Raw genomic sequence first — 25,934 nt, 5'->3', positions numbered from 1 at the left:
ACTAATGCGTAAATTTTGCCTATTGTGAGTGAGACGTCACGACAGTCTCGGCTTCGGGGCTTCAGGACGCTGTGTTTGTCTATTCAGCAACGAATTAATGTATCGGCTGTACTCCGGATAAATAGCGGAGGCAGTCAATTGGGAGTAAGGAAATATGAGTAGAAATTTGAGGATCGGGGTTCGAACCTCAGTGGCATTTGGATTTTTGGGGCTGATCATTTTGGCTTTAGGGCTTTTCTCCGTTTCGCAGCTGTCCAAATTGAATACGATCACTGATGTCCTGACCGAGCACCGGATGCCGGCTATTGCGACCGTCAATGACATGCGTCGCGATATTTTGTTAATGCAACTGCGTATTGCTCAGCTATCGGATGCCGATACTCAACAGCAGATGGATAAAATTGTCCAGGATATCAATAGTATTTCCGCGAACTATGACAAGTCTGAGCAAAAAATGCAGCAGTATTCGAGCTCATCGGAATCTCAGGCGATTTACCGCAACGTTGTGCAGTTAAATGATGACTTCTTAGCCACGCTGCCTCGCCTGTATGAATTATCCGTGATAGGTAATATGGAGCCTGCAACCGACTATCGAGAGGAGGTTGTGTCAATTGCGGCCACTGTCCTCAAGAATGCGATTGATGAATACAGCCGTTTTCAACGAGAAAGAGCAGAACAGGAAAACAATTCGGCAACCGAAAATTACCAAAGCTCCAAGGTTTGGATGATAGGTGGTATTGTGGCATCGCTTGTGGTTATGGTGCTGCTCGCCTTTTTCTACACCCGCAGCCTGGTTACTCCGTTACGTCGTGCCGTGACTATCGCTCAAACCATTGCGACCGGTGATTTGACCCAACGTTTTTCTGATGATCATCGCGATGAAGCGGCAGACATGATGCGTGCCTTAACCGACATGCAAAACCAGCTTAAAGAAGCGATGTCACTGATTTCAGACTCGTCACAACAACTTGCTACTACCTCTGAAGAGCTCAGCGCAGTGACCAAGCAATCGTCGTCGACTATCGAACAGCAAAGTGACCAGGTTAACCTGGCGGCAACGGCGGTGAGCGAACTGACCAGTGCTATTGATGAAGTCGCTCGTTCGGCGAACTCGGCCAGTAACAATGCAGAGGTTGTGGACAGTAAAACTCAGCAGGGTAAAGTGAAGATCGTAGAGACCATCAGTACGGTCGATACGTTGAAAAATGAGATTCAGCTGTCAGAGCAAAGTGTTATTGCGCTGGCTGACAGTATCCGACAAATTAGCTCGGTGCTGGATGTTATCCGCAATATCGCTGACCAGACCAATCTGCTGGCACTGAATGCGGCCATTGAAGCGGCGCGGGCCGGGGAAAATGGCCGTGGATTTGCTGTCGTGGCGGATGAAGTGCGCGCTCTGGCGCATCGTACCCAAACTTCCACTAAGGATATCGAGGTGATGATTGCGGAAGTGGGCGCGGAAACCGACAAAGCAGTGCAGAATATGCATAACAGTAATGAGATGGCGAGTTCAACCCTGAATGTAGCCAATGCAGCTGGTGCGGCATTCGAAGAGATCTCCTCACTGATTTCCAGCATCAATGACCAGAATGCGACGATCGCCAGTGCCGCTGAAGAGCAGTCTACGGTGGCGAGAGAAGTGGACCAGAACCTGGTGCACATCCGCGACTTGTCGATGCAGACGTCTGCCGGGGCCGACCAAACTTCAGCCTCGAGTACTGAATTAGCCAAACTGGCCGAGCACCTGAATCAGTTGGTGAAACGCTTCAAATTCTGATGACTGAACGCCACTCTCAGCGTCTCGCTTGAATCTTCAATCCGGCCAGCCAGGCCGGATTTTTTTTCGTCGTCGTAAAACTCATTTTGCGGTTGGAGTGATGCTTTGTGGCAGATTTCCGAGCGACAACTGAGTGTTTATGGACAATTTTGTAGGAATGGGCAAAAGAAAAATAAAATTGGGTATGCCCAATTGAGTATCTATTATTGGATAATGGCTTTATGTCTTCGGGCATGTTACGAAAAACTCATAGATACAACGAGAGGTTGGAAATCAATGAAAACTTTAGGATATGCGGCTCACTCCGCTGATTCAGCGCTAGTACCTTACCACTTTGAGCGTCGTGATCTTCGCTCAAATGACGTTGCGATTGAAATCTTATACAGTGGTGTGTGTCACTCAGATCTGCACACTGTGAATGGCGACTGGGGTCCACAGCCTTACCCGCTGGTACCAGGTCACGAAATCGTAGGTGTGGTTACTTCTATTGGTTCTGACGTCACTAAGTATAACGTTGGTGATCGTGTTGCAGTGGGCTGTATGGTTGATAGCTGCATGGAATGTGACCAGTGTTCACATGGTGAAGAGCAGTACTGCCGTAACGGTATGACACCAACTTACGGTGCGCCGGATCGTCAAACTGGTGATATCACTCAAGGTGGTTACTCTAAGCACATCGTCGTACGTGAAGAGTTTGTTCTTTCAGTGCCAGAAAACATGGATATGTCAAAAACTGCACCTATTCTGTGTGCAGGTATCACCACGTTCTCTCCACTGCGTACCTGGAATGTCGGTGAAGGCTCTCGCGTTGCGGTAATCGGTCTGGGCGGTCTGGGTCACATGGCAGTTAAACTGGCTGTGGCAATGGGCGCTGAAGTTACGGTAATCAGCCGTACCAAGAAGAAAGAAGCAGAAGCAGTTGCTATCGGTGCGAAGAAAATCCTGGCATCGACAGACGCTGAAGAGATGAAAGCTTCTGCATCGTCATTTGACCTGATCGTTGATACTGCGCCAGTGAAGCATGACCTGAACATCTACACTCCGCTGCTGGATGTCGATGGTACTCTGGTTATTGTTGGCCAAATTGGTCTGATGGATGAGCCACTGACGATACCTCTGGTTATGGGCCGCCGCCGCGTTGCAGGTTCATTGATCGGTGGTATTAAAGAAACTCAGGAAGTTCTGGATTTCTGTGCTAAGCACGACGTGTACCCAGAGTGTGAAATGATCAATATCGATCAAATCAACACTGCATTTGAACGTCTGGCACAAGGTGACCTTGCTCACCGTTTCGTTATCGATATGGCGTCTCTGAGCGCTGAATAATCGGGAATGATGAAAGGGTGCATTGCACTCAGATTCAAATAGTTTGAAGGAAGCCGAAAGGCTTCCTTTTTTGTACCTGTGATTTCGCATGCTTCTGCTTTTTATGACACAGCTACCACGCGGCATGGCAGCGTGACTAGACGGTCCACAATAATAAAAAGCCGACGGCTGAGCGTCGGCTTTGAATTGCGGGACAGGATGTTTAGGCCAACGCCTGTTCACCTTGGCTCTGTTTATCAGCGGTTTGGTTCAGCACGCGGCTGGTAATGGTACCCGCTGTCATCGCGCCCGAAACGTTAAGTGCAGTACGGGCCATATCAATTAACGGTTCAATTGAAATCAGCAGGGCTGCGATAGTGACAGGCAAGCCCATTGCTGGCAGTACGATCAGTGCTGCGAAGGTGGCACCGCCGCCGACACCGGCGATCCCAAACGAACTGATGGTGATAATCGCAACCAGTGACAGAATGAACTGAATATCAAGCGGGTTGATGCCCATTGTCGGAGCCACCATCACAGCCAGCATGGCAGGATAGATACCCGCACAGCCGTTCTGACCAATCGTGGCACCAAATGACGCAGACAGGTTGGCAATTGCCGGAGACACATTCAGTTTGGTGATCTGCGCTTCCACGTTAAGAGGAATGGTGGCGGCTGAGCTGCGTGATGTAAAAGCGAAAGTCAGTACTGGCCAGATGTTCTTGAAGTAGGTTTTCGGATTGACACCGACAAACGAGACCAGAATGCCGTGCACCACAAACATCAGGGCGATAGCAATGTAAGAGGCAACGATAAAGCCCAGTAGGTTGAGGATGTCACCTGCACTTGAGGTAGCGACAACTTTCGCCATCAGAGCGGCAATGCCGTAAGGCGTCAGTGCCATGATCATTTTAACCAGACGCATCACAATCGATTGAATTGCTTCAACGAAAGTACGGATAGGCGTTTCCAGCTGTTCTTTTTCGATGATTACTTTACGGGCCGCAATGCCGACCAGCACCCCAAAAATTACCACGGCAATGATCGAAGTTGAGCGGGCGCCAGTGAGATCGGCAAACGGGTTGGTCGGAATAAAGCTCAACAGCATCTGCGGAATAGTTAAATCAGCCACAGTAGAAGCGCGGCTTTCCAGTACAGCGATACGTGCGGTTTCGCGCGCACCTTCAGTCAGTCCGGCAGCGGTCAGGCCAAAAGCCTGAGCCACAAAGATACCGATCAGTGCTGAGATCGCTGTTGTGATCAGCAGAACAAAAATAGTCAGACCGGAGATTTTTCCCAGTGAACCGTTCTTATCCAGTTTAACCACGGCTGAAATCATGGAAACCAGCACCAGTGGCATGATTACCATCTTAAGCAGGCCAACGTAGCCGTTACCAACGATAGCAACCCATGACAGAGTATCGCTGATGACAGGGCTGCCTTCTCCGAAGATAAGTTGCAGGGCAAGGCCAAAAACGCTGCCCAGTACCAGGCCCATTAAAACCATACGAGACAGGGTGTGTGACTTTTTCTGTTGTCCGAATAGGAAGAACAGAATGCCGACAAATACCGCAATCGCTGCGATAGAGGCAAATGACATGGTCAAAATCCTTAAATTGGGGTTATATCCACGAGCCAGACCAGGCTGGAACTCGTCGATGCAATTAAGACGAATTGCATTGGATATACAAGAGAGTCAGTGATTCAGGGCGCACTCTAGCGAGGATGATTTCAAATAGAAAAGATAAAAACCGAATTATTTATAATTAAAAGTTATATTGCTGGTGTTTTATTTGGGTGTTGTCGGTGAATTCTGGTTAATTTGCCTATTTTTTATTCACTGGTAATAAAGTGAGTGTCTACTGGGCTTGGCGGACGTGTTGACGGGCAGTAACCAAAGCTCACCCAGAAAGAATGAGCAGTCCGAAAAGGAATACGTGCTTATAACGATTTATCGGTCTTGGTTAGCACCCGGCACATGGCTTGTGAATTTAAGCACGTAACAGGTGCGTGCTGGTCATTCAATAATCCGTCTATCATCACGGCAGCGACATCTTTCGCTGAGATCGGAATAAAATTTTTTAACTCGCCTAACATCAGGTATCGGCCAAACGTCATGAAGCGCTGCAACCATAGCTCACTGGCCCGAATTTCTTTCCGCTTTCCGAGTAAAGGGCCGGGGCGTACAAAGATAACCTGTTCAAACCCCATTTGACTGATGGTCTGTTCAGCTCTCCCTTTGCACCGCAGATAATGCGACATTGAGTTGGGACTGGCCCCATAACTGGATACCACCGCTAAACGGGTGACTCCTGCCTCTTTCATGCGTTGGGCGACCTGACACACCAAGGTATAGTCCACCAACTCCAGCGCAGACTTTGAACCGGCTTGTTTAAGGGTGGTGCCTAAAGCGATGATGCCAAGTTGTATTGTTATGGCCGCTTTTACCCCGTCTTTGGTGTCAAGCACTGGCGAAATCACTTCGCTCAGTTTGTCATGCTGAACCTTGAGAGGAAAGCGGGTAAGGGCGATGACCTGATCGATCGCCGCATGCCGCAGTAACTGGTCCAGAGTATGTGAGCCGACCAATCCGCTGGCTCCGGCAATCATAACGCAATGAGTAGGTTTAGCTGATGAAACCATAGGTGGTGAAGGTACCTTTTTGTCTGAGTGATGATGATTCATTGCTGTCGCTGTAGGGTGAGCCGGCGTGACTGAAACAGTTAGTGAGTTAACAGTCGGTTGGTGAGTGTATGGATGTTTAACAGACACACGATAATGGCGGTCTTAAAGAGCATCACAGTTATGTTAAACCCAGAGGGACCTGATGGCTTTTCTTATGGTCAGAAGGCTTTGCGGGTTGTTTTTGTGAACGTTGATTAGCAAACATAACATCTCCTTGATAGGATGGTTTGTCATTAATTAGTGTAGACCATATTTCTATCAACCACTTATTAAGTTTCTGAGCAACTTTTTACATATCCGATGGTGAATGTTTGATCGATTTTGTGATTTAAATAGGCTGGCGAGTGGGTTTCGTTTGTTATCGGTAAACGATTACGGTTAGACTGCCTAAAAGACTTCATCTTAATGTGTTTACCCAATTTACGGATAAATTGTATGTATATTGATTTAAGTCAGTGGGACCCGGCTAACATTTATCATTTAATGACACAGACCGTCGTCCCTCGTCCCATCGCATGGGTATTAACCGAATCTCAGGAAGATAATTTCAATCTGGCGCCTTTTTCTTATTTTACTCCGGTGTCGAGTAATCCGCCTCTGTTGATGATTTCGATTGGTAAAAAGCCCAATGGAGATATCAAGGACACTGCGGTCAACGTGAAAAAAACACGTAAGTTGGTGATCCATATTGCTAATGGCTCATTAGCTAAGAGCGTTACCCGCACTGCGGCAACGCTTGAGCATGGCGAGTCAGAAGTGACCGCTAACGATATTGAACTGGAAGAATTTGAAGGATTTTCGCTGCCAAGAGTCAGTAATTGTCCGGTGGCCTTTGGTTGCTCATTGTACGAGATTCAGGAAATCGGCGCGACGCCGCAAACTCTGCTGATCGCTAAGGTAGAAAAAGTCTATCTGGCCAGCTACATCGCAGAGCAACATGGCGAAGGGCTGAAGGTCGATGCACGTAAACTAAACCCGCTGTCCCGTTTGGGCGGTGGTGAATATGCCACATTGGATAAAGTATTCAGTTTTCAACGACCGAAATAATCAGGAACACACATGTTAGATCTCTTTTTCGCGATGCGATTATGCAGCGAATTGATCAAAAAACTAAGCCGCTTGGCGCGCTTGGCCAATTAGAAACTGTTGCCGCGCAGCTTGCCTTGATTCAGAGTCAGGGACGCAGTGAAGCGACAACTCAGATTGAGATTCACCAACCGACAGTGTTGGTATTTGCCGGTGACCACGGTATTGCCGATGAAGGGGTCAGCATTGCACCGAGTGCTGTCACTCAACAAATGGTGCTGAACTTTCTGGCTGGCGGAGCGGCCGTTAACTGTTTCTGTCGTGCTAACCAGGTCGCCATGAAGGTGATTGATTGTGGCATTTTAATGCCAGTGGAATCGGACCATCAGGATTTTGTGATGCAGCGTCTGGGTGAGCGTACCGCTAACTTGGCGCAGCAGCCGGCAATGACGGCAGATCAAGTTGAGCAAGGGCTGGAGTATGGCCGTCGGATTACCCGACAGGTAATTGAATCCGGATCTAACCTGGTGATGTTTGGTGAAATGGGTATCGCGAATACCAGCAGCGCAGCGGCATTATTGGCGGCATTGAGTGCTTTACCGGTTGAACAGTGTGTTGGTTTAGGCACCGGTATTTCCGCACAGCAGTACCAGAAAAAGTGTCAGTTGGTTGCCCAGGGCGTCAGCCGTTGTGAGCGTGCGGATCCAAAAGCCGCCCTGGCACAAGTGGGTGGCTTTGAGATAGTGCAGATGGTGGGCGCTTTTCTGGAGGCTTGTGAACAACGCACACCGGTTCTGGTTGATGGCTTTATTGTCACTGTTGCCGCTTATATTGCGACTCTGCTCCAACCTGAATGCCGCGATTATATGCTGTTTGCCCATCGTTCCCATGAGTCAGGCCACAAAGCGGTGCTGGAACTTCTGCAAGCGCAACCTTTACTTGACCTGGACCTGCGTCTGGGCGAGGGCACCGGCGCTGTGCTGGCGGTTCCTCTGCTGCGCGCCGCAGCTGAGTTTTACAACTCAATGGCCAGCTTTGCTGAGGCAGGAGTAACCGTGTAATGCTGCGCGGTATGACTTATCACTGCCAGCTGTTTCTGCTGGCAGTGAGCTTCTTTTCCCGTCTGCCAGTACCCCGAAATTTACCTTACAGCAGTGAGCGAATGAATCAGGCCGGGCGCTATTTCGCTCTGGTCGGTTTGCTGCTGGGGGCAATTTGTGCCGCGGTGTATGGCTTACTAAGCCAGTTTCTGCCTACTAATATCGCGATATTACTGACCATGGCAGCCAGCTTACTGCTGACCGGCGCATTTCATGAAGATGGCCTGACCGATATGGCGGATGGTATCGGTGGTGGTATGACGCTGGAACGGCGCCTGACGATCATGAAAGACAGCCGTATCGGCACTTACGGCGCATCAGCTCTGATCATGGCGTTGCTTGGCAAGTATGTGTTGCTGACTACGCTGGCCGGGCAAATCTCGCTGGTTCCGGTGCTGCTGCTTGGCTACACCTTAAGCCGCGCTGTCGCCGCGACGCTGATTTATGACATGCCTTATGTCTCCGATCCCAACAGCAGTAAATCCAAACCGTTAGCTAACCGGCAGAGCCGCCTGGAACTGGTGGTGTTGTGTCTGTGTGGTCTCTTGCCGTTATTGGCATTCACTGCAGTGGTCTGGTTGTGGGCTGTGCTCATCTGTTTAGGTCTGCGCTACGCAATGAAGCACTGGTTGATGAAGCGCTTGGGCGGCTTTACCGGCGACTGTTTGGGCGGGGTTCAGCAGATCACTGAATTAGCGCTCTACATCCTTTTGATTGGGTTAGGACACAACGGCATGACCATTCTTGGAGGAGTGCTATGCGCATTTTGGTAGGGGTTGTATGAGCATTCATCTGATTCTGGGCGGTGCCCGCAGCGGTAAATCCAGCTATGCCGAGCGTCAGGCCAGGCAGCATCTGGCCAGTACTCCGGACGGGCGTTTGCATTACGTAGCGACCGCGATTGCGTTTGATGACGAGATGCGTGAACGTATTGTCCATCACCAGCAGCAGCGTGGTGGTGACTGGCAAGAGCATGAAGCGCCGACGCAACTGGCTCAGACTCTGGCTGAGATGCAAGCCGGCGATGTGGTGCTGGTTGACTGTCTGACTCTGTGGCTTAATAACGTCATTTACAATGATGGCCAGACGATGAATGCCACGCAAATCAGGCAGCAGGTGGAACAGCTGGCTCAGTCTCTGGCGCGCACGCAAGCCACGGTACTGTTAGTTTCTAATGAGGTTGGCATGGGGGTGGTGCCGATGGGCGAGGTCTCCCGTTTGTTTGTCGACCACGCAGGCTGGATGAACCAGGCGATTGCCGCGGTCGCAGACTCCGTTGTGTTAGTCGCGGCAGGTCTGCCACTGACACTGAAGAGTTCCTCATGATTCGGGTGTCCCTGTTACGGCATGCCAAAACGCAAGGTCCGGCGGCCTTAAACGGCCGGACTGATGTTTTGGTGGCACCGGAGCGTCAGCGTGAGGTAGCCAGTCAGTTGCAAGCGTACCACTTTCAGCAGGTGATCAGCTCGCCGCTTAGCCGCTGCGCCGATTTAGCGCTGTTGTTGCAGCAGCACTCTCCGCAGTTGCCTGTCAGCCTGGAAGCTGACTTTCAGGAGATGAATTTTGGTCTGTATGACGGGCGCAGCTTTGATGATCTTGCGCCGTACTGGACGGAGCTGGAAGCGTTCTGGCGTTCACCTGCCGATAATCCTCTGCCACAGGCCGAAACATTACAGGCTTGCTATCAAAGAGTCACGGCAGCCTGGCAGCGTTGGTTGCCTTCTTTGCAGGATAACAGCCTGATTATCGCCCATGGCGGAACGATCCGGCTGTTACTGGCGCATATTCTCAAGGTGGACTGGCGTAACCCGGCCTGGTTCGCTTCACTGGCGATTGGTAATCAAACGCTGACCCGGCTGGATATCTATCCTGCTCAGCCACCAGTGGTTAGCGTGAAGTGTATTGGCAGTGAGCTCTCGGCCCCGCCGGTTAGTGGTGAGTAATTCATAGTGAATGAAAAGATAACGTATTGAACTAATTCAATATAGAGTATCTGAAGCAGTTAGTGATAGAATTCGCGCTAACCAGCAATTCGTCACCCCGTTGTTTTTATCTGATGATTCGGTGTGGGCATTTAAAGAGTCGCTGTTTTTGACTGAACCCGGCCAACAGGTCTCCATAAGTGGGATCGTACCAACATAATTTGGCTGCACAATTCTTTAACATACCGCTGTGCAATAAAGGAGTAGCGCATGACGAAGTCTCTATTTCGCCAATCTTTTCTTTTTGACAGTTTAGATCTCGACCAGGCGGTCAGTGCAGCAGAAATGCAAACTGGCGGCGGGGTGACACTTAAGCTCCATGAGCGCGGTATTCTCGAAGTGATACCGGCCCGGCTTGACCACGAAACCCGACACATTGTGATTTCTACCGGTATCCATGGCGATGAAACCGCGCCGATGGAACTCATTGATAAGCTGGTTGAAGATATCATGAGCGGTTTCCAGCCGGTCAACGAGCGTCTATTGCTGATTATCGCGCATCCGCAAGCTACCAATCAGCACACCCGTTTTATCGAAGAGAACCTTAACCGCCTTTTCGATGACAAGCCGCGAGAAACCAGCACTGAGCTGGTGATTGCTGATCAGCTTAAAATCTTACTGCATGAGTTTTTTGCCGATACGCCGATGGATCAGCGCTGGCACCTTGATTTGCACTGCGCGATCCGTGGTTCCAAACACTATTCGTTTGCGGTCAGCCCTCGCGCCCGCCATGCAGTGCGCAGCCGTGCCCTGATGGATTTTGTTGAAAGTGCTCATGTTGAAGCGGTGATGCTGTCCAATGCCCCGTCGGCGACATTCAGCTGGTATAGCGCTGAGACATTTGGTGCCCAGGCACTGACGTTGGAACTGGGCCAGGTGGCCCGGATCGGTGAGAACGATTTGAAGCGTCTGGTTGCTTTTGATTTGGCAACCCGTGACCTGATTTCGCGCGAACCTTCCGAGCATTTACCGAAAAAAGCAGTCATGTATCGGGTCAGTCGCACCATTGTGCGTCTGCATGACGATTTCGATTTCCGTTTCGATGATGCAGTCGAAAACTTTACTTCGTTCGTCCATGGTGAAGTGTTCGGTCATGATGGTGATAAACCTTTAATGGCGAAAAATGAAGGGGAAGCCATTGTGTTCCCCAACCGCCGGGTCGCGATTGGTCAACGTGCCGCTTTGATGGTGTGTAAAGTTGATGTTCGTTACGAAGACGATCAACTGGTATACGATTAAAGCGTAACCAGCCTCGCGCTTAATGCGGCGGTGCGTCGGTTGCAAGCAAAGTTAGTTCTTTCTATTTGAGTGGCTTAACGTTAATGTTAGGCCATTCTTATTTATCGCCCGAGTTTCATGGATTTTAGTCAGCTAATACAACATAAACAGCGCCGTTGGCAGCGCGCCGCGGTGGTCATGCTGCTCCTGTTGCTGGTGGCCAGTCTGTCCTATGTGATGGTCGGAGAACTGTTTGTCTCACCCTTCGAACCCATGAGCCCGTTGGAGCAGAAATTATTGCTGGATTTGCGTCTGCCGCGTCTGTTCGCCGCTATCGTCATTGGTGCTGCGCTGGCCGTGTCCGGCGCGACTTTACAGGTGCTGCTCGGCAATGTACTGGCCGAACCGGGCGTGATTGGCATTTCCGGCGGCGCCAGCGTGGCTATGGTTGTGGTGCTGTTCTTCTTTCCAGAGTCTGCCAGCCCGGAGCTTTTCATGATCTCGGCTGTGATTGGCTCTTTGCTGTTTACTCTGCTGCTGGTCTCAATAGCGAAAGCGATGCGTCTCACCACAACTCGGTTACTGTTAGTCGGGGTGGCGCTGGGCATCTTATCCGGTGCGGTGGTGACCTGGGCGTTTTACTTTAGCGATGATCTCAGCTTACGTCAGTTGATGTACTGGCTGATGGGCAGTATCGGCGGGGCAAGCTGGTATCAGCATACTTTGTCTCTGGTCGCGGTGCCAGTCATCATCTGGCTGATGCTGCAGGGGAAAACACTCGATAAGCTGATGCTGGGAGAAACCCACGCCAAGCAGTTAGGTGTTGATGTCGCTCGTTTGCGCTGGCAATTGATCCTGGCCGTCTCTGTTCTGGTGGGTGCGGCGGTCGCCCTGGGCGGAGTGATTGGTTTTGTTGGCCTGGTGGTACCGCATCTGCTGCGTCTGGCGCTAGGTACTGAAAACCGTATGTTGTTACCGCTTTCAGCGATAAGTGGCGCTTTGCTGCTGGTGTTTGCCGATACCATCGCACGTCTGGCACTCAATTCTGCTGAACTGCCACTCGGGGTAGTGACCACGTCACTCGGTGCACCTATCTTTATCTGGATGTTGATTAAAAATCACCACTAGCTCCTGTTATTTGAACTGTCCGGAATTGCGACGCCATGATTCAGATTAAAAGCCTCAATGTAGACTCACGTTTATTACCTCTCTCGTTTGATTGCCAGGCGGGCGAAGTGCTGCACGTTGTGGGCCCGAATGGCAGCGGTAAAAGTACACTGCTGGCGGCTCTGGCCGGCGTACTCGACAGTGATGGCGACATTCGGGTGGGTGAGATGGATGTTCGGGGTGCCAGTTTGGCAGATTTAGCCCTGCATCGTGCTTATCTGTCACAAAGTGAAAAGCCTGCCTTTAACCTGGACGTGTTCCAGTATCTGGCATTGTCATTACCAGCCAGCGCGACCGGGATGGAAGAAGAGGTTAATCAAGCGATTAAAACCATCACCGCCATGCTGAAAATTGCGGATAAGTTGCATCGTTCCATTCATCATCTGTCCGGAGGAGAATGGCAGCGTGTGCGTTTAGCCGGCAGCTGTCTGCAAGTCTGGCTGCCACTCAACCCGTATGCCAAGCTGATGATTCTTGATGAGCCAGCTGCTCCGCTCGATATTGCTCAGGAAGGTTTGCTGTATGCCCTGATTGAGCAAATGGCAGAGCAGGGTATCACGGTGATTATGGCGAATCATGATCTTAACCGTTCACTGCGTCATGCCGATAAAGTGCTGTTGCTGAATCAGGGCGTTGTCCATCGCTTTGGCCGCGCAGATGAGGTACTGAGTGCGGAAAATCTGGCCCAAGTGTTTGAAACCTCAATTAAGCGGGTTGAGCTGGAAGGTAAACCTTACCTGATCTTCGACTAATTTGGTGCACTGAGCACAACTCTGGTTCAGCTACTCCTTTAGAGTCAGAACGCTAAAAATAGCACAATCCATTATTTTCATTAAAAACAAGTAGTTATGTTATTTTTAAAAGTTGGCACAGTTATGGCATTAGTAAGATCGATACATTCTCGTTCTTGTTAGGCTTTTTATAGTCTCCTTAGCCACCTTGCTCCCAAGGTGGCCTTTTTTTACCTGTCTTCCGACTATTTTCTGGTTTCTTTGTTGTGTGAGGTGAAGACGATATTTTTCTGATTTATTTTTCTCTGCGTATTGTTTTTATCAGTTGAAAAAGCATAAGTTAACTATGCGGAAAAATCATCATTGGAGAGGGAACTCAACCATGCTACAAATAAAGCCAAACTGTGAGTGTTGCGATATAGATCTGGAGCCTGACTCCACTCAGGCCATGATCTGCAGCTTTGAATGTACATTTTGCGCTTCGTGCGTTAAACAGATTCTTGATAACGTCTGCCCTAATTGCGGTGGTGGCTTTGTGGCTCGTCCGATTCGTCCGCACAATGAATGGCGTACCGGAGTCAGCCTTACCCAACGGCCGCCATCAAGCGAACGGGTACATACGCCGTATTCGGAGCAGGAACTGAGAGCATTTGCGGCCAAAGTCCGTCATATTGAGCCAGCACAGCGTTGAGCTTTTCCTTAGGGTCACCCATTGCGAAGGATATGACATGCAGGATTTTGAACGATTATTGGATATCGCCAGACGCAAAGCCGGGTTTGATGAAAATAATCCCTGGTACACCGGGCCTGAAACCTATTTAGCGGCGTTAAAAAGTGAAGTGGATGAGGTCAGTGAGGAGATCCCTAAACATCGTCTTTGTTATCTGGAAGATGAATTAGGTGATGTGCTGTGGGATTATCTAAACGCGATCTTAGCTCTGCAAAAAGAGGCGGGTGTCAGCGTAGAATCTGTGATTCAACGGGCCTGTGACAAATACCAACAGCGTATGGCGACGCTCGAAGCGGGTGGTTCATGGGATGAGATTAAGCGTAAACAGCAACAAAATCTGCAACAGGAATACTTAGCCGCTCAGAATGTAGTGCTCCAGCGTAACGTGATCTGCGAGAAATAATACTAAAAAGCCAGAGTGATTCGCATCGCTCTGGCTTTTTGCCATGACTGCCGGCCCATTGACTCAGGCTGCTAAGCCGGACTCATACTATTGAGTCAGCTTGGCCAGATCGGCTGGGCGGTAATACACGGATTTCAGTACTTTGCCCTGACGAATGGTTTTGCCCTCAGCAACGAAGTCCTCAGCACATTTCGCGATAATGTAATCGCCTTTTTGTACTGCCATTAACTTGATACCTTGCTCAGCGTAGAAAGCTTCAGTTTCCGCGTATTCCTGCTCGTTACGGCACACTTTACTCATGTTCGAGCTATGTACTTCATCCCAGCACGGAACGAAGTCGATACCACGGTTAACGGCAACGTTGAGCAACAGGTCAATCAGATAGCTGATTGCCAGGTTGTCAGTGACTTTGGCGTCGCCGAGGTGCACCAGGCGGCCCATCAGGACATACACGCTGTCGACAATCGCATCAGCCTGTTCAGTTTTGTTGTCGGCTTCAGCAAGCTCGGTCAGTTCTTCAATCGCCAGAGATGTGTGCAGCGTATCTGCTTTATCGTCCAGGCTGGCTGGTGCAGCAACCGGCAGGTCAAAAGTGCTGCGAAACTCAGTGATATCGCGGTAAAGGTGATCAAAAATCTCTTGCGTCAGCTTAGATAAATGCATGCTGTCAGTCCGGTTAGTCAAAATCAAAACACTAATGGTAACAGAGGTTGCGACCCGCATCTATTGGCACGATAAAGGATGTAGACTGATTGGAGATTTGTCGGCCGATACAGGGTGTAAAGGCAGAGAGTGGCAGAAACAATTAAGGCGCCACATCAGGCGCCTTAATTAAAAGCAATTACAGATACAGCTTGGCAAGTTCTACTGGTTCAAGCTCTTTGCCTTCCAGTGTCGCGTTCCAGTTGATACCAACCAGTACACCGTCTTCATCCAGCGTGATCAGCCAGTCTTCAACGAAGATATCAAGCGGGATTTCCAGCACTTCAAAATCGGCCCACTCTTCAACGTTATGCAGCTCTGCATCTTCTTTTGAAGACCAGAAAGGCATGACTTCGCTTTCTTCAAATTCTGTCGACTCACAAGACAACCAGCCTTCTTCATTGCGCAGACCCCAAACCAGGTTGTTCTCTTTGGACTCTTTGATGAACAGCTCAAGGTTAGCTTGAATATCTGTCGTTAATTTGCTCATTTTATTCTCTCACTAAGAATGATGGCGTAAGAGTAGCATTTTCAACGGCTAAATCCCATTAAGAATTGGTTCCTGTCCTGCCGTAACAGCAAGAAATATCCCCTTCTTACTCGAAGCTGCAGCGGTGCTGGCTACAACTCCAGATTGTTTGGGTATAGCATCATTTAACCGCTACGGATATCGGCGGTTAGCTCATCGGATAACGGAATTAACCAAACAGATAAGGAAACAGCGCTTTACGTTCGGCTTCACTCAGGTTGGAGACCCGCTCGATATTGATGTCGGGGATCGCTTCCGGGTTCGGATAGTGCTTGAGCACCTTTTCCATGCTCTCTTCGCGGATCAGGTGAAAGATCGGGTAAGGGGCGCGGTTAGTCAGGTTTTCGGCATCTTCCGGTTCGCTGCCGGCAAAGCAGTAATCCGGATGAAAAGTGGCGACCTGGTAGACACCTTCCCAGTTTTCCTGGCGGATCAGTGCTTCCACCCAGTCGATGAAGAAGTTGTAATCGGTGAAATCATGCAGCATGTCCGGCACCACTACCAGGGTGGTTTCCAGTTCGTCGGGCTGCTTGCTGTCGAGTTCCAGCAGTTGATCCAAGATATCCTGCAGCAGATCTTCTTCGCGGGTTGCGTTGCTGACCTGGATTTTGATCTGCTTATTGCGTTGGGGCTTTGCGGCAAAAGGGCACAGGTTCAGGCCAATGACTACGTCGTCTAACCATTGGTTAACGCTGGCAGTAATGGCTTGATTGTTGATGGTTGAGCTCATGTTATTTTGTCGCCTTTATCGGTAGAAATAGTGTTGCGAATAAAATTGGCGCCAAGAATAACATAATTTGTCGCTTGGATAGCGGTTGCGCGCGAGCACTAAGCTTAATTCTGGTGTGATGAGTTCAGTACTGCAGTTGCGCTGTTGTTAACGATCTTTTTCTGGCGCAGGCTCAGGCGCCAGCACAAAGTAAACAGCATCGCATACAGTGCCATACCACCGCTGGTTACCATCTCCCAACCGCCATGCTGCCAGCAATAGAGCAGGAAGAATCCGCCGATACTACCGCCGACGTAATAGTGCACCAGGTACAGGGCTGTCGCGGTGGCCTTGGCTTCGGTCGCTTTCTGGCTGACCCAGGCGTACGCCAGTGTGTGAGTAAAGAACGCGCCGAAACTGATCAGCATCAGCCCCAGCATCATAAACGGAATAGATTCAATCATCGCAATCAGCATACCGGACATACTGAGCAGAGCGCCCAGCACCATGCCCGGAATCGGCGCATAACGCCTGCTCCAGTTGGCAGTCAGTTTTGAACTCAGTGTCCCGGCCAGGTAACACAGGAAGATCAGCGAAGCCAGACCGATCGGCATGTTGTAAGGTTCAGCGACCAGACGAAAACCCATCACCGAATAGAGGTTAACAAACAAAGCGAAGTTGGTGCCGCCAATCAGCATCGCCAGCCATATTGTGCGGTTGGAAAGGTGTTTGACCAGCGCACGGTTGTGATGAAAGAACATTCCGCGCTGGGGCTTAAAGTGTGCTTGTACCGGCAGACAGAAGAGTACGATGACGGCACCGGCCAGAGTAAAGGCGGACATGGCCATCACGGCTTGCTGCCAGCCCATGGCATCGGTGAGTAGCCCGCCGACGATACGGCCGCTGATACCACCAAGGGAGTTCGCCGCAATATAACCGCCAATCGCTTTACTGAATGCTTGTGGAGACAGCTCTTCGACCATATAGGCGACGGCAACTGAGGCGAATGCAGCTAGCGCGACGCCCATTAATGCGCGTGCCAGAACCAGTACCCAGAATTCGCTGCTGATCAGCATCAGGGCGCCAATAGCCGGCATAGCGAACAGACCAAGCAACATAACGCGGCGTCGCCCAATCGCTTCGGAGCTGATCGCCCAAGGCACCAGGCTGACGGAAAGCGCGAGTGTTGCGGCGGCGAATACCCAGTTGATCTGGGTTTCAGAGACCGCAAAGTGTTTGGCCATGTAGGGCAACATCGGCTGGAAAAGATACAAATTACAAAAGACCAGAAACGAGCCGAAGGCGAGGGCGAAAGTGACTTTACGATACTGTGGACTGTGCAATTCGATCATGTTGACAACTCGGATAAGGCGGTTACGGCAATGTGATCAAACTACCAGTGTGACGCGAATTAATAAAATATATTAAAAATATGGTTGTAATATATTTTATATATGGAGAACGTCAGTGATGGAAACCCGGCACCTGCGTCATTTTGTCACCGTGGCGCGCAATGAAAGTTTTACTCATGCTGCTCAGGCGCTGCATATCGCTCAGCCGGCCCTGAGTATCTCAATCAAGAAGTTCGAGCAGCAACTTGGTGTGGTTCTGTTTAAGCGCGATGAGCGTAAAGTGACGCTGACCCATGAAGGTCAGGTACTGCTGGAGCATGCGACGCGGATTTTACAGCAAATCGAAGATGCACAACTGGCTATCGACGAGCTGAAAGGGTTAGTCAAAGGTGAAGTGCGCCTTGGTGCACCGAGTATGATGGGCTCTTACTTTTTTCCGCAAATTGTGATGGCGTTTAAAAGCCACTTTCCGCATCTTAAGATGACGGTAGTCGACGCAGGCACGCAATCAATTCGTAAGATGTTGTTATCCGGCGAGCTGGATATCGGGGTGATTCTCAATCAGGATTTGCCGCCGGATCTGGAAGTGGATCCACTGCTTGCTTCCCAGATGGTTGCGGTGGTCGGTAAAGAGCACGAACTGGCGCAGCATCAGCAAATTGAATTTGAAGAGTTCTTCCGGCACGAGCTGGTGATGTTCAAACCGGGTTATTTTCACCGTGAATTCATCGACAAGGTATGCAAAGAGCACAAGCTAAACGCCAATTTCTCGTTTGAAACCAATTTGCTGCCGATGATCCTCAGCATTGTGAAGCATGAATATGCGGTAACGGCGTTACTGGAGCTGGTTACGGATAACGAACCGGAGGTAAAAGCGATTCCGTTCCATCCGCCGGTGTGGCTCGATCTGGCGCTGGCATGGCGCAAAGATGGCTACTTATCCAATGCCGACCGGACCTTTATAGAGTTTGTGAAGCAGTACGTGTGATCCCGTGCATGAGTGATCCAGAGGTTCGTCCCACTATGAGTGCCGGTCAATCTTTCCGGCACGGTGGCTTTCTGCGGGCGTTTAGTTTTTGCTGTTGTAAATGCGCTCAAAGTTGCTGGGATTCCAGCCGATCATGACGCGATCGCCGATTTTCAGCGCTGGCAGGCTGCGTGCACCCATAGCGTCGAGCTCTTTACGGCCGCGTTCCATTTTCGCGTTGCATAAACGGTATTTGATGCCTTTGGCGTCCAGGTGGCGCTGGGCATCTTTGCAATGCGGACATTTATCTTTAACGTAAAGTACAACTCGTTTCATGGTTCGGGCCTGTAAATGGAACAAGGGCGCTGAGTTTAACCATCCAGCGGATCAGATGCAAACCCGCATCGGTTTTGTCAGCGTTCAATCTTCTGCCCCGGCTTGACGGATTTTTTGAATCCGTGGCGAGTAAATCGCGGATGATTCAGCGCCAGGTTTCGGGTACACTTTGCGCCCCCGACTTTTCGCGAACATGTTTGATCTGAAAAAGCGTTGTCACTATGAATCCCGTACTGAAATATATCCAGGGTTATCCTGCTCACATTATCGAATCGGTAGAACGCCTGGTCGACGCCGATAAACTGGTCAGCTGGTTCGAGCAGCGTTATCCGCAGCGCCATGACGTCCAGAGTGAGAAGGCACTGTATGCCTACACGCTGGAGATAAAAAACCAGTACATGAAGAAGACCGCGCCACTGAGCAAAGTAGTGTATGACGGCAAGATTCACCTCATTAACAACGCGCTGGGCCTGCACACCTATGTTTCCCGGGTGCATGGCAACAAAATCAAAGCCAAAAATGAAATTCGAATTGCCAGTGCATTTAAAAATGCGCCGGAGCCGCTGCTGCGTATGTTAGTGGTGCATGAACTGGCTCACCTGCGCGAAAAGGAACACAATAAAGCGTTTTATCAGCTTTGTTGCCATATGGAACCGAATTACCATCAACTCGAATTGGATGCGCGCTTATACATGATGGTTCTTGAACTGAGAGCAGGAAAATAATCATGCCTAAACCACCACTTAAATCATCCGGCAACCACCCAGCTCGTGTCACTGACAAACCGCGTTGTTATAAAAACCGTCAGGATAAAGCAGAGCAGCCGAAAGCAGAGCATCAACGTAAGTCGGACGTGAAACCTGGTCGTAAGCCGTCTGGCAAAACAGATCCGCAAACGGCGAGTCAGCGAACGCCGGGTCAGAAGCCTGGCAAATCGCCCTCGGCGAAGCCGCAATCGGCGAAACAGACAGGAAAAGCCGGTCTGCATGTCCGTAACCGTCACAAAGGGAATTATGATTTTGATGCTTTGTGTCAGGCTTTACCGGACCTCAAGCGTCACCTGATCAAAAATCCCAAAGGGGATTGGACGATTGCCTTTTCTGATCCACTGGCGGTGAAACTGCTTAATAAAGCCTTGCTGGCTCATCATTATGGTGTGATGAACTGGGATATTCCGGAAGGCTATTTATGTCCGCCTATTCCGGGACGTGCAGATTATATCCACCGCGTGGCGGACTTGCTCAGCCAGGATTTTCCGGCGCTGAATCATAAAGCCATACGAGCGTTAGATATTGGCATTGGTGCCAACTGCATTTATCCGATCATCGGCGTGACCGAGTATGGCTGGAGTTATGTCGGCAGCGACGTCGATCCGGTATCGGTCAAACAGGCCAATCTGATTGCCAGCAATAATCCGCTATTGAAAGGAAAAATTGCAGCGCGACTGCAGAAAAACAGTAAGGCGATGTTCAGCGGCATTATCGGGGCTGATGAGCGTTTTGATGTGACGACTTGTAACCCGCCGTTTCATGCTTCGCTGGCCGAAGCGCAGCAAGGCACTGAACGTAAAATTCGTAACTTGCGTGATAACCAGCGTAAACGTGGAGCGCCGGTCGTGCAAATGACAGCGCCGCAACATAGCGCGAATACGCTTAACTTTGGGGGTCAGAAGGCTGAGTTGTGGTGCCCCGGAGGCGAAGCCGAGTTTATTAAGAATATGGCGCAGGAAAGTCAGCACTTTGCCAGGCAGGTTCTGTGGTTCACGACCTTGATCTCGAAAAGTGATAACGTACGCTGGATGAAAAAACAGCTTCAGAAAGTCGGCGCGGCGTCGATACAGATAGTAGAGATGCAGCAAGGCCAGAAAATCAGTCGTTTTGTGGCCTGGACTTTTCACAATGCGGAGCAACGCAAGCTGTGGTTAAGCTTAAAGCGCTAAACTTATGTAGAAGTTAACCTACTCAACGGAATAAACAGTCAAGGAGGTGTAGAATGGAATTCGAATTCTATTCACCGTGTCAGCCGGATTGGTTGTGTGTGCCTTCACTTTCCATTTTGTCCGTGTTGTTTCTGATCGGATTGGGGCTGTTTATTCGCATCCTGTATCGTGAATACAAAAAGATTAACCGTTCCACCAAGGTGCGTCGCCTGCGCCGGACCCATTATCGGGATCGCAAAGGTGGCAAGGATGGCCGTCCGACCAATATCAACCAAAAACGTTAGTGACTAAATGACAGAGGTAGTTGTTGATTTACATGATAAGTCATTCACTTCAACAGAAGCCGGCGCTCAGCGCTGGTTTTTTTGTGTCTCCCCCAAGCCGCATTCACTTCCAGCCAAAGTTGTTGCACTGCCTTTGGGTTACCGAAACGCTGGCTAAACCCGCGCAGCGTGTTGCGAGCATCTTCTGTGTTACCCGCAGCTAATTGCATGCGGGTCAGTGCCAGCCAAGCGGTGGCTTGAGACGGGTCATAATTCAGGCTGCGGTCAAGATAGTGTATCGCTTGTTTTTGGTTGCCGGACTTGTTTGCACACAGCGCCGCATTTTCTAAAGTGGCGGCGGGCTGATTGTAATCCGGCCTTTGCAGCGCCTGATTAAACAGTGTATCAGCAGAAAGGTAGTCGCCGTGCTTACATAAAAATGTGCCAAAGTTGTTCAACACATCCCCATTTTCAGGATGGTCTAGCCGGGCTTGCAGATAGACGTGACGCGCTTTTTCAGTTTCACCGACCTGGTCCAGGTAGTGCGCCAGCGCTAATTGAGAACGGGCGTAGTCCGGCGCATGACGCGCAGCGCGGTAAAGATTTTCACGTGCTTTATTCATATTACCTTGGCTGAGATAGCCTAATCCCAGATCAATTCTTGAATCGGCCATCGCCTGAGGATGATTGTCAGGGATATCGGTAACAGTGACACAGCCTGCCGTCGTTATTATCCCCACTAGCATCAGTTGTTTGAATTGCATTCTATCCACCTCTGTATACCCCAACCGCGCGTTGCAGTACAAAGCTAACGATGCTTTGCGCGCTTGCTGCGATACTTTTGCTTGCAGCTAACCCTTTAGCGTCCGCTAGCTTTGCTTCGATTAACAAATAGTAAGCAGCATGGTGGTGGCGCGGCAGCGGTCTGAGAGGATAATGCGAGCCACCCGGCATATTTATTGTGGCTTGTGAGAGAGATGCCTAATGGCTGAGGGGATGAAAAAAGGCCGCGTGATGGGCGGCCTTCCAATGTCATCAAAACATGTTAGTGAACTGTGGCGAATCTCGATGGAGAATTAATCGTCTTTGGTGAACTTATCTTCGCTGAAATGCTCCAGATCGTACGGTGTTTGCTGATAAACGCAGTAGTTCAGCCAGTTAGCGAACAACAAGTGTCCGTGACTACGCCAACTGGCACGTGGGGGGTTATCAACATCATCATTCGGATAATAGTTCACCGGCATGACCGGTTCCAGGCCCGCACCCAGATCACGAATGTACTCGTTATGCAGGGTCAGTGCGTCGTACTCCGGATGACCAGTCACAAACACGTTACGTTTATCTTTAGTCGATGCAAGGTAAACGCCTGCGACATCAGATGTCGCAAGAATATCCAGGTCGGTATGAGTTTCCAGATAACCAGGCGCAAAATCGGCATAACGTGAATGCGGTGCCAGGAAGGTATCATCGAAACCACGCAGCAGCGGATGGTACGGCTGCAGGTTTTCATGCACATAAACCCCGGACAGTTTCTCTTCACGTGTCTGTTTGGGCAGGTTATACAACAATTTCAGGCCGGCTTGTGCTGCCCAACACACATAAAGTGTTGAGGTCACATGCTCTTTGGCCCATTTCATAATCTGCTGCAGGTGATCCCAGTAGACGACATCTTCAAATTGCACTAAACCTAAAGGCGCACCAGTAATGATCAGACCATCGAAGTTACGGTGTCTGACCAGTTCAAACTGGCGATAAAATTCGTTTAAGTGCTCTTCTGGTGTGTTCTTGCTTGGGCGATCATCGATACGCAGCAGTTCAATATCCACCTGAAGCGGTGAATTTGATAACAGACGCAGGAACTGAGTTTCGGTTTCAATTTTTTTTGGCATCAGGTTAAGAATCAGAACCTTCAGCGGACGAATACCCTGGGTCGATGCGCGGGTTTCCGACATGACGAAGATATTCTCAGTACGTAAAACATCAGTTGCAGGCAGTTGATCGGGGATCTTAATCGGCACAGCTTTCTCCCTAAGCGTTACATTTGGACGTCTATACATCTAGACTTATAACCTAACTGATAGGCGTTGTCGATAGCAAAATGCGTGCGCCACAAAATTAAGTTAGTATGCCGGCTATGATTTGCATAATTTGAACACATATGATTCCGACACTGACCTTAATTCGTGGTTTACCCGGCTCGGGAAAATCGACGTTAGCCAAGTCTTTACCGGCGGTGCATCTTGAAGCGGATATGTTTTTTATCAATGCGCAGGGCGAATATCACTACCGTCCGGAGCAGATAGCACAGGCACACGCCTGGTGTCAGCAAGAGACAGAAAATTGCCTCAAGCAGGGCAAAAGCGTAGTGGTCGCCAACACGTTTGTGCGGCACTGGGAGATGACTGCGTATAAGAAAATCGCCCGTCAGCACCGGGCAAAACTGGTGATTAAGGTATGTCGTGGCGAGTATCCCAACATCCATGGCGTAGAGCAGGCGACCATCGAACGTATGCGTAAAAAATGGCAGGACTAACATCAGCGAGCACGGCTTAATGCGCGCTTTGCCCCACCGTCCCTCATCTCACATCCGCGGTGTTAGAAGGCGGGCTAGCCTGACAGCTATCCTGCTTGACTGACTTTCACAGTTAAAGCGCCGTGATTGCGCTGCAGCTGCCACCAAGCGAGGCTGCCCCATGCCACGGCTTGTGCCCACAGCAGGGTCCATTGCGGCGCGATTTGGCGCCATTCTGCCCCCATCTGATTGAGTGCCAGAAAGCCCTGGATGCCGGGTGTACTCGGGAACAGGTTCGACAGCCAGATGATAGGTGTAGGTATAGCTTCCAGAGGCCAGATAAATCCGGCGGAAAACACCAGCGGCATTGAGCTTATCAGCACGATCAATGTGACCAGTTCGCGGCGTGGTGTCACCGCTCCGAGCCAGATCCCGATAAAACAGGCTGTGAGCAAAAACGGCAGCAGCAGAGTCAGTAATTGTATCGGCTGACCTATCGTACTCACGCCTTGCAAGCTGAAGCTGGCCCCGAAATAGTACATGCTGAGCAGGTAGTAGAGCGCCACTATGATGAAGGTACGCATGAAGAGCAGGGGCAGTACCGGAATCTGCTGCCAGTCGCCTGACTCAGCTCGCTGCGTGCCGGTTAACAGCCCGGCAGACATCGCCAGAGTTTGCTGCAGAATGAGGATAAACACCGCAGGAACGACGTAATCGACGTAACCGACACGCGGATTAAAAGTCGGCTTTAAATTCGATTGCACTGCGGCATAGTGATGGGCCGCACTCTCAAGAGGTTCCCCTTGGCTCAGCAGGCGGGTCACCCGGGCACGGGCCGACAGCGTGCCGCCCGCTTGCGCCAGACCTTCAACGATAGTGCCGTAGACCAGAAAGTAGGAAGCGTCTCCGGCAAATGCCAGGGTCGGGCTGGTACCAAGTAGCAGATCTTTATAGAAGTGCTCGGGTATCACCAGTATTCCGCTCACTTTCCGATCCAGAAAAGCCTGCTTTGCTTGTTCCAGCGAATGATCCCGTTGCACCACTTTGACCTGCGGGGTGGCATCGACCATGCGTTCGAGCTGATAGCTAATCTGACTCTTATCCAGATTCACGATGCTGATCGCCTGCTCACGCGGCGTTTGATGGCTGTAGGGGAGTGGATAGAGGAATGAGTAAAACAGCACGCCACCAAACATAGTCAGCATAACGACCGGATTGCTCAATAAGGCCTTTAATTCGGCTTTAAATAAATCAGTCAGTCGCATGGTCACTCCTTACCGGTGTCGTGCGCAAATGCTTGCGCATCAGGACGACCGTTAACAGCAGTGGGAATAAATACCCGAACATCGGCAACAGATGTGTTAGCGACTGGAACCCGCCCAGACCGTAGCTGACCTGACTGACCTGCACTTCGATATAGTGACTGACCGGCAGCAGACTGCGCCAGGCCTGGGCAATCGTCCCCATATCGCTGGTTGGAAAGGTAATGCCCATAAAGGCAAAACTGGGGGCGGTAAATGCACCCGCGAAGCTCATAGCACGTGCGGGATCCAGGCTAAGGAAGAAAAAAACGGCGCCCATGATCATACAGCCGATAGTGGTAATCATCTGGGCCAGGATTAAGACCAGCAGGTTACCATGCATCGGCCATTGCAATACGCTGTAGAACCAGAACAGATACGCTGCGCCCTGAATCATGAAAATTGGATAGTAACGCAGCAGTGTCTGGCTCAGATGCAATAAGGGCCGTTGGCCAAGCCAGCGATGTAATCCATAAATTCGAGTATTGGCGCTGAGAATCAGAATGGTGCTCACCACGATAACAATCTGCCAGATGGCCGGAATAATGGCAGACACCAGAAATTGGGCGTAATTGGTGTTCTTATTAAATAATGGCGTGATTTGAGTGCGTACCGGCACGACCTGGCCCATTGCGCTCTGGGTGGTCTGATTGCCGGCGGAGAGGCTTGTGACGATCCCTATTTCAGCGTTGAGCGTTGCGACGGCCTGCATGATTGCTGAGCTGATGACCCGTCCGACCAGAATGTACTGGCTGTTGTAAAACGTGGTGACCTGCGGCAATTCACTGCGATAGACCGACTTATCAAACTGGCTGGGAATCACAATAAACGCGTAGATGTTGCTGGTGACCATGTCCTGCTTCGCTGCAGCGACATTCTGGTATTGGCGGGTGACCGCTAAGGTTGACGTCGCATCAAGATGGCGCTGCAACTGACGCGATAGCTGACTGTGTGACAAATCCACCACACCGATGGGCAGGTTATGAACGATACCGGCTGAGAATATCCACCAAATACTGGCCGCCAGCAGGATAGGCAACCAGGTCAGGCAGGCCAGCAACCATTTATCCTTGCGCAGCAGCGGCCACTGTGCAGGCAGGCGACCAGCGTCGCCTGCAGCCGGACTGGTACCGTCGGCAGCACGGCTCGCCACGTTATGAGCGCCGCTATGACTGCGGTCAACCGAAGCGTGCTTCATGG

At 50.4% G+C, this 25,934-nt stretch carries 28 protein-coding genes; 17 read left to right on the top strand and 11 right to left on the bottom strand.

What is annotated here, in order from left to right; genetic code table 11:
* Nucleotides 1-154: 154 nt before the first annotated feature.
* Together KNV97_RS11870 and KNV97_RS11865 are read left to right on the top strand one after the other, a co-directional pair.
* Nucleotides 155-1,777, top strand: coding sequence for a methyl-accepting chemotaxis protein (locus KNV97_RS11870; RefSeq protein ID WP_218563204.1), 1,623 nt, complete (start codon nucleotides 155-157; stop codon nucleotides 1,775-1,777).
* 276 nt (nucleotides 1,778-2,053) lie between these two features.
* Nucleotides 2,054-3,103 (top strand): NAD(P)-dependent alcohol dehydrogenase, encoded by a 1,050-nt coding sequence (locus KNV97_RS11865; RefSeq protein WP_136484032.1) that lies wholly within the window; start codon nucleotides 2,054-2,056, stop codon nucleotides 3,101-3,103.
* Nucleotides 3,104-3,305: 202 nt separating this feature from the next.
* On the opposite strand, the gene KNV97_RS11860 is transcribed toward KNV97_RS11865, so the two are convergent.
* Nucleotides 3,306-4,682, bottom strand: a complete 1,377-nt coding sequence (locus KNV97_RS11860) for an L-cystine transporter (RefSeq protein WP_136484031.1) — start codon at nucleotides 4,680-4,682, stop codon at nucleotides 3,306-3,308.
* A gap of 341 nt (nucleotides 4,683-5,023) precedes the next feature.
* Nucleotides 5,024-5,725, bottom strand: coding sequence for an NAD(P)H-binding protein (locus KNV97_RS11855; RefSeq protein WP_218563203.1), 702 nt, complete (start codon nucleotides 5,723-5,725; stop codon nucleotides 5,024-5,026).
* Between the two features lie 477 nt (nucleotides 5,726-6,202).
* Between KNV97_RS11855 and KNV97_RS11850 the strand changes: the two genes are divergently transcribed.
* The 10 genes from KNV97_RS11850 (at nucleotide 6,203) to KNV97_RS11805 (ending at nucleotide 14,124) form a co-directional block, all read left to right on the top strand.
* On the top strand, nucleotides 6,203-6,814 hold the full coding sequence (locus KNV97_RS11850; RefSeq protein WP_136484029.1) for a flavin reductase family protein: 612 nt from the start codon (nucleotides 6,203-6,205) through the stop codon (nucleotides 6,812-6,814).
* Between the two features lie 41 nt (nucleotides 6,815-6,855).
* Complete coding sequence (gene cobT / locus KNV97_RS11845) at nucleotides 6,856-7,854, top strand: nicotinate-nucleotide--dimethylbenzimidazole phosphoribosyltransferase (RefSeq protein WP_218563202.1); 999 nt, start codon at nucleotides 6,856-6,858, stop codon at nucleotides 7,852-7,854.
* Complete coding sequence (locus tag KNV97_RS11840; protein WP_218563201.1) at nucleotides 7,854-8,666, top strand: adenosylcobinamide-GDP ribazoletransferase; 813 nt, start codon at nucleotides 7,854-7,856, stop codon at nucleotides 8,664-8,666. Before cobT ends, KNV97_RS11840 begins: the two co-directional genes overlap by 1 nt.
* A 7-nt stretch (nucleotides 8,667-8,673) precedes the next feature.
* Nucleotides 8,674-9,219 carry a bifunctional adenosylcobinamide kinase/adenosylcobinamide-phosphate guanylyltransferase gene (gene cobU / locus KNV97_RS11835; protein ID WP_136484026.1) on the top strand — a complete coding sequence of 182 codons (546 nt, stop codon included), beginning with the start codon at nucleotides 8,674-8,676 and terminating at the stop codon, nucleotides 9,217-9,219.
* Entirely contained in the window at nucleotides 9,216-9,836 is a 621-nt protein-coding gene (locus KNV97_RS11830) for a histidine phosphatase family protein (protein ID WP_218563200.1), read from the top strand. The genes cobU and KNV97_RS11830 overlap by 4 nt, the downstream gene beginning before the upstream one ends.
* Before the next feature lie 249 nt (nucleotides 9,837-10,085).
* Nucleotides 10,086-11,114 carry a succinylglutamate desuccinylase gene (locus KNV97_RS11825; RefSeq protein ID WP_218563199.1) on the top strand — a complete coding sequence of 343 codons (1,029 nt, stop codon included), beginning with the start codon at nucleotides 10,086-10,088 and terminating at the stop codon, nucleotides 11,112-11,114.
* A 117-nt stretch (nucleotides 11,115-11,231) separates the two neighbouring features.
* Nucleotides 11,232-12,221, top strand: coding sequence for a vitamin B12 ABC transporter permease BtuC (gene btuC, locus KNV97_RS11820; protein ID WP_136484023.1), 990 nt, complete (start codon nucleotides 11,232-11,234; stop codon nucleotides 12,219-12,221).
* A gap of 35 nt (nucleotides 12,222-12,256) precedes the next feature.
* Nucleotides 12,257-13,012 carry a vitamin B12 ABC transporter ATP-binding protein BtuD gene (gene btuD / locus KNV97_RS11815; protein WP_218563198.1) on the top strand — a complete coding sequence of 252 codons (756 nt, stop codon included), beginning with the start codon at nucleotides 12,257-12,259 and terminating at the stop codon, nucleotides 13,010-13,012.
* Between the two features lie 361 nt (nucleotides 13,013-13,373).
* The gene (locus tag KNV97_RS11810) at nucleotides 13,374-13,682 is read left to right on the top strand and encodes a DUF1272 domain-containing protein (RefSeq protein ID WP_136484021.1); all 309 of its coding nucleotides are present in this window, start codon (nucleotides 13,374-13,376) and stop codon (nucleotides 13,680-13,682) included.
* A gap of 37 nt (nucleotides 13,683-13,719) precedes the next feature.
* The gene (locus KNV97_RS11805; RefSeq protein ID WP_218563197.1) at nucleotides 13,720-14,124 is read left to right on the top strand and encodes a MazG nucleotide pyrophosphohydrolase domain-containing protein; all 405 of its coding nucleotides are present in this window, start codon (nucleotides 13,720-13,722) and stop codon (nucleotides 14,122-14,124) included.
* A gap of 87 nt (nucleotides 14,125-14,211) precedes the next feature.
* On the opposite strand, the gene KNV97_RS11800 is transcribed toward KNV97_RS11805, so the two are convergent.
* The 4 genes from KNV97_RS11800 to KNV97_RS11785 form a co-directional block, all read right to left on the bottom strand.
* The gene (locus KNV97_RS11800) at nucleotides 14,212-14,787 is read right to left on the bottom strand and encodes a nucleoside triphosphate pyrophosphohydrolase family protein (RefSeq protein WP_218563196.1); all 576 of its coding nucleotides are present in this window, start codon (nucleotides 14,785-14,787) and stop codon (nucleotides 14,212-14,214) included.
* A 178-nt stretch (nucleotides 14,788-14,965) separates the two neighbouring features.
* Nucleotides 14,966-15,316: a DUF2750 domain-containing protein gene (locus KNV97_RS11795; RefSeq protein WP_136487538.1), complete on the bottom strand. Its 351-nt coding sequence runs from the start codon at nucleotides 15,314-15,316 to the stop codon at nucleotides 14,966-14,968.
* 208 nt (nucleotides 15,317-15,524) lie between these two features.
* The gene (locus tag KNV97_RS11790) at nucleotides 15,525-16,085 is read right to left on the bottom strand and encodes a DUF1415 domain-containing protein (protein WP_218563195.1); all 561 of its coding nucleotides are present in this window, start codon (nucleotides 16,083-16,085) and stop codon (nucleotides 15,525-15,527) included.
* A gap of 104 nt (nucleotides 16,086-16,189) precedes the next feature.
* Nucleotides 16,190-17,416 (bottom strand): MFS transporter, encoded by a 1,227-nt coding sequence (locus KNV97_RS11785; protein ID WP_218563194.1) that lies wholly within the window; start codon nucleotides 17,414-17,416, stop codon nucleotides 16,190-16,192.
* 118 nt (nucleotides 17,417-17,534) lie between these two features.
* On the opposite strand from KNV97_RS11785, the gene KNV97_RS11780 reads away from it, so the two are divergent.
* Complete coding sequence (locus KNV97_RS11780; protein ID WP_136487535.1) at nucleotides 17,535-18,404, top strand: LysR family transcriptional regulator; 870 nt, start codon at nucleotides 17,535-17,537, stop codon at nucleotides 18,402-18,404.
* 81 nt (nucleotides 18,405-18,485) lie between these two features.
* On the opposite strand, the gene KNV97_RS11775 is transcribed toward KNV97_RS11780, so the two are convergent.
* The gene (locus tag KNV97_RS11775; RefSeq protein WP_136487534.1) at nucleotides 18,486-18,719 is read right to left on the bottom strand and encodes a glutaredoxin family protein; all 234 of its coding nucleotides are present in this window, start codon (nucleotides 18,717-18,719) and stop codon (nucleotides 18,486-18,488) included.
* 221 nt (nucleotides 18,720-18,940) lie between these two features.
* Between KNV97_RS11775 and KNV97_RS11770 the strand changes: the two genes are divergently transcribed.
* The 3 genes from KNV97_RS11770 to KNV97_RS11760 are packed head-to-tail and all read left to right on the top strand — an operon-like array spanning nucleotide 18,941 to nucleotide 20,942.
* Entirely contained in the window at nucleotides 18,941-19,444 is a 504-nt protein-coding gene (locus tag KNV97_RS11770; protein WP_218563193.1) for a M48 metallopeptidase family protein, read from the top strand.
* Between the two features lie 2 nt (nucleotides 19,445-19,446).
* Nucleotides 19,447-20,658: a 23S rRNA (adenine(1618)-N(6))-methyltransferase RlmF gene (gene rlmF, locus KNV97_RS11765; protein ID WP_218563192.1), complete on the top strand. Its 1,212-nt coding sequence runs from the start codon at nucleotides 19,447-19,449 to the stop codon at nucleotides 20,656-20,658.
* A gap of 53 nt (nucleotides 20,659-20,711) precedes the next feature.
* Nucleotides 20,712-20,942, top strand: coding sequence for a hypothetical protein (locus KNV97_RS11760; protein WP_136487531.1), 231 nt, complete (start codon nucleotides 20,712-20,714; stop codon nucleotides 20,940-20,942).
* A 44-nt stretch (nucleotides 20,943-20,986) separates the two neighbouring features.
* Here the strand turns inward: KNV97_RS11760 and pilW are convergent, their stop codons facing one another.
* Together pilW and metA are read right to left on the bottom strand one after the other, a co-directional pair.
* Nucleotides 20,987-21,685: a type IV pilus biogenesis/stability protein PilW gene (pilW, locus tag KNV97_RS11755; RefSeq protein ID WP_218563191.1), complete on the bottom strand. Its 699-nt coding sequence runs from the start codon at nucleotides 21,683-21,685 to the stop codon at nucleotides 20,987-20,989.
* Between the two features lie 312 nt (nucleotides 21,686-21,997).
* Nucleotides 21,998-22,939 carry a homoserine O-acetyltransferase MetA gene (gene metA / locus KNV97_RS11750; protein ID WP_218563190.1) on the bottom strand — a complete coding sequence of 314 codons (942 nt, stop codon included), beginning with the start codon at nucleotides 22,937-22,939 and terminating at the stop codon, nucleotides 21,998-22,000.
* Nucleotides 22,940-23,079: 140 nt separating this feature from the next.
* On the opposite strand from metA, the gene KNV97_RS11745 reads away from it, so the two are divergent.
* Nucleotides 23,080-23,454: an AAA family ATPase gene (locus KNV97_RS11745; RefSeq protein ID WP_218563189.1), complete on the top strand. Its 375-nt coding sequence runs from the start codon at nucleotides 23,080-23,082 to the stop codon at nucleotides 23,452-23,454.
* An 86-nt stretch (nucleotides 23,455-23,540) separates the two neighbouring features.
* On the opposite strand, the gene KNV97_RS11740 is transcribed toward KNV97_RS11745, so the two are convergent.
* Both KNV97_RS11740 and KNV97_RS11735 read right to left on the bottom strand, forming a co-directional pair.
* Nucleotides 23,541-24,698 carry an ABC transporter permease gene (locus KNV97_RS11740; RefSeq protein ID WP_218563188.1) on the bottom strand — a complete coding sequence of 386 codons (1,158 nt, stop codon included), beginning with the start codon at nucleotides 24,696-24,698 and terminating at the stop codon, nucleotides 23,541-23,543.
* Nucleotides 24,685-25,932 carry an ABC transporter permease gene (locus KNV97_RS11735; protein WP_218563187.1) on the bottom strand — a complete coding sequence of 416 codons (1,248 nt, stop codon included), beginning with the start codon at nucleotides 25,930-25,932 and terminating at the stop codon, nucleotides 24,685-24,687. The genes KNV97_RS11740 and KNV97_RS11735 overlap by 14 nt, the downstream gene beginning before the upstream one ends.
* Nucleotides 25,933-25,934 lie beyond the last annotated feature (2 nt).

Source organism: Vibrio ostreae (assembly GCF_019226825.1).
GTDB lineage: Bacteria > Pseudomonadota > Gammaproteobacteria > Enterobacterales > Vibrionaceae > Vibrio > Vibrio ostreae.
Note: the sequence above shows the minus strand (reverse complement) of the source record. Positions and strands in the feature narration are given on the sequence as shown.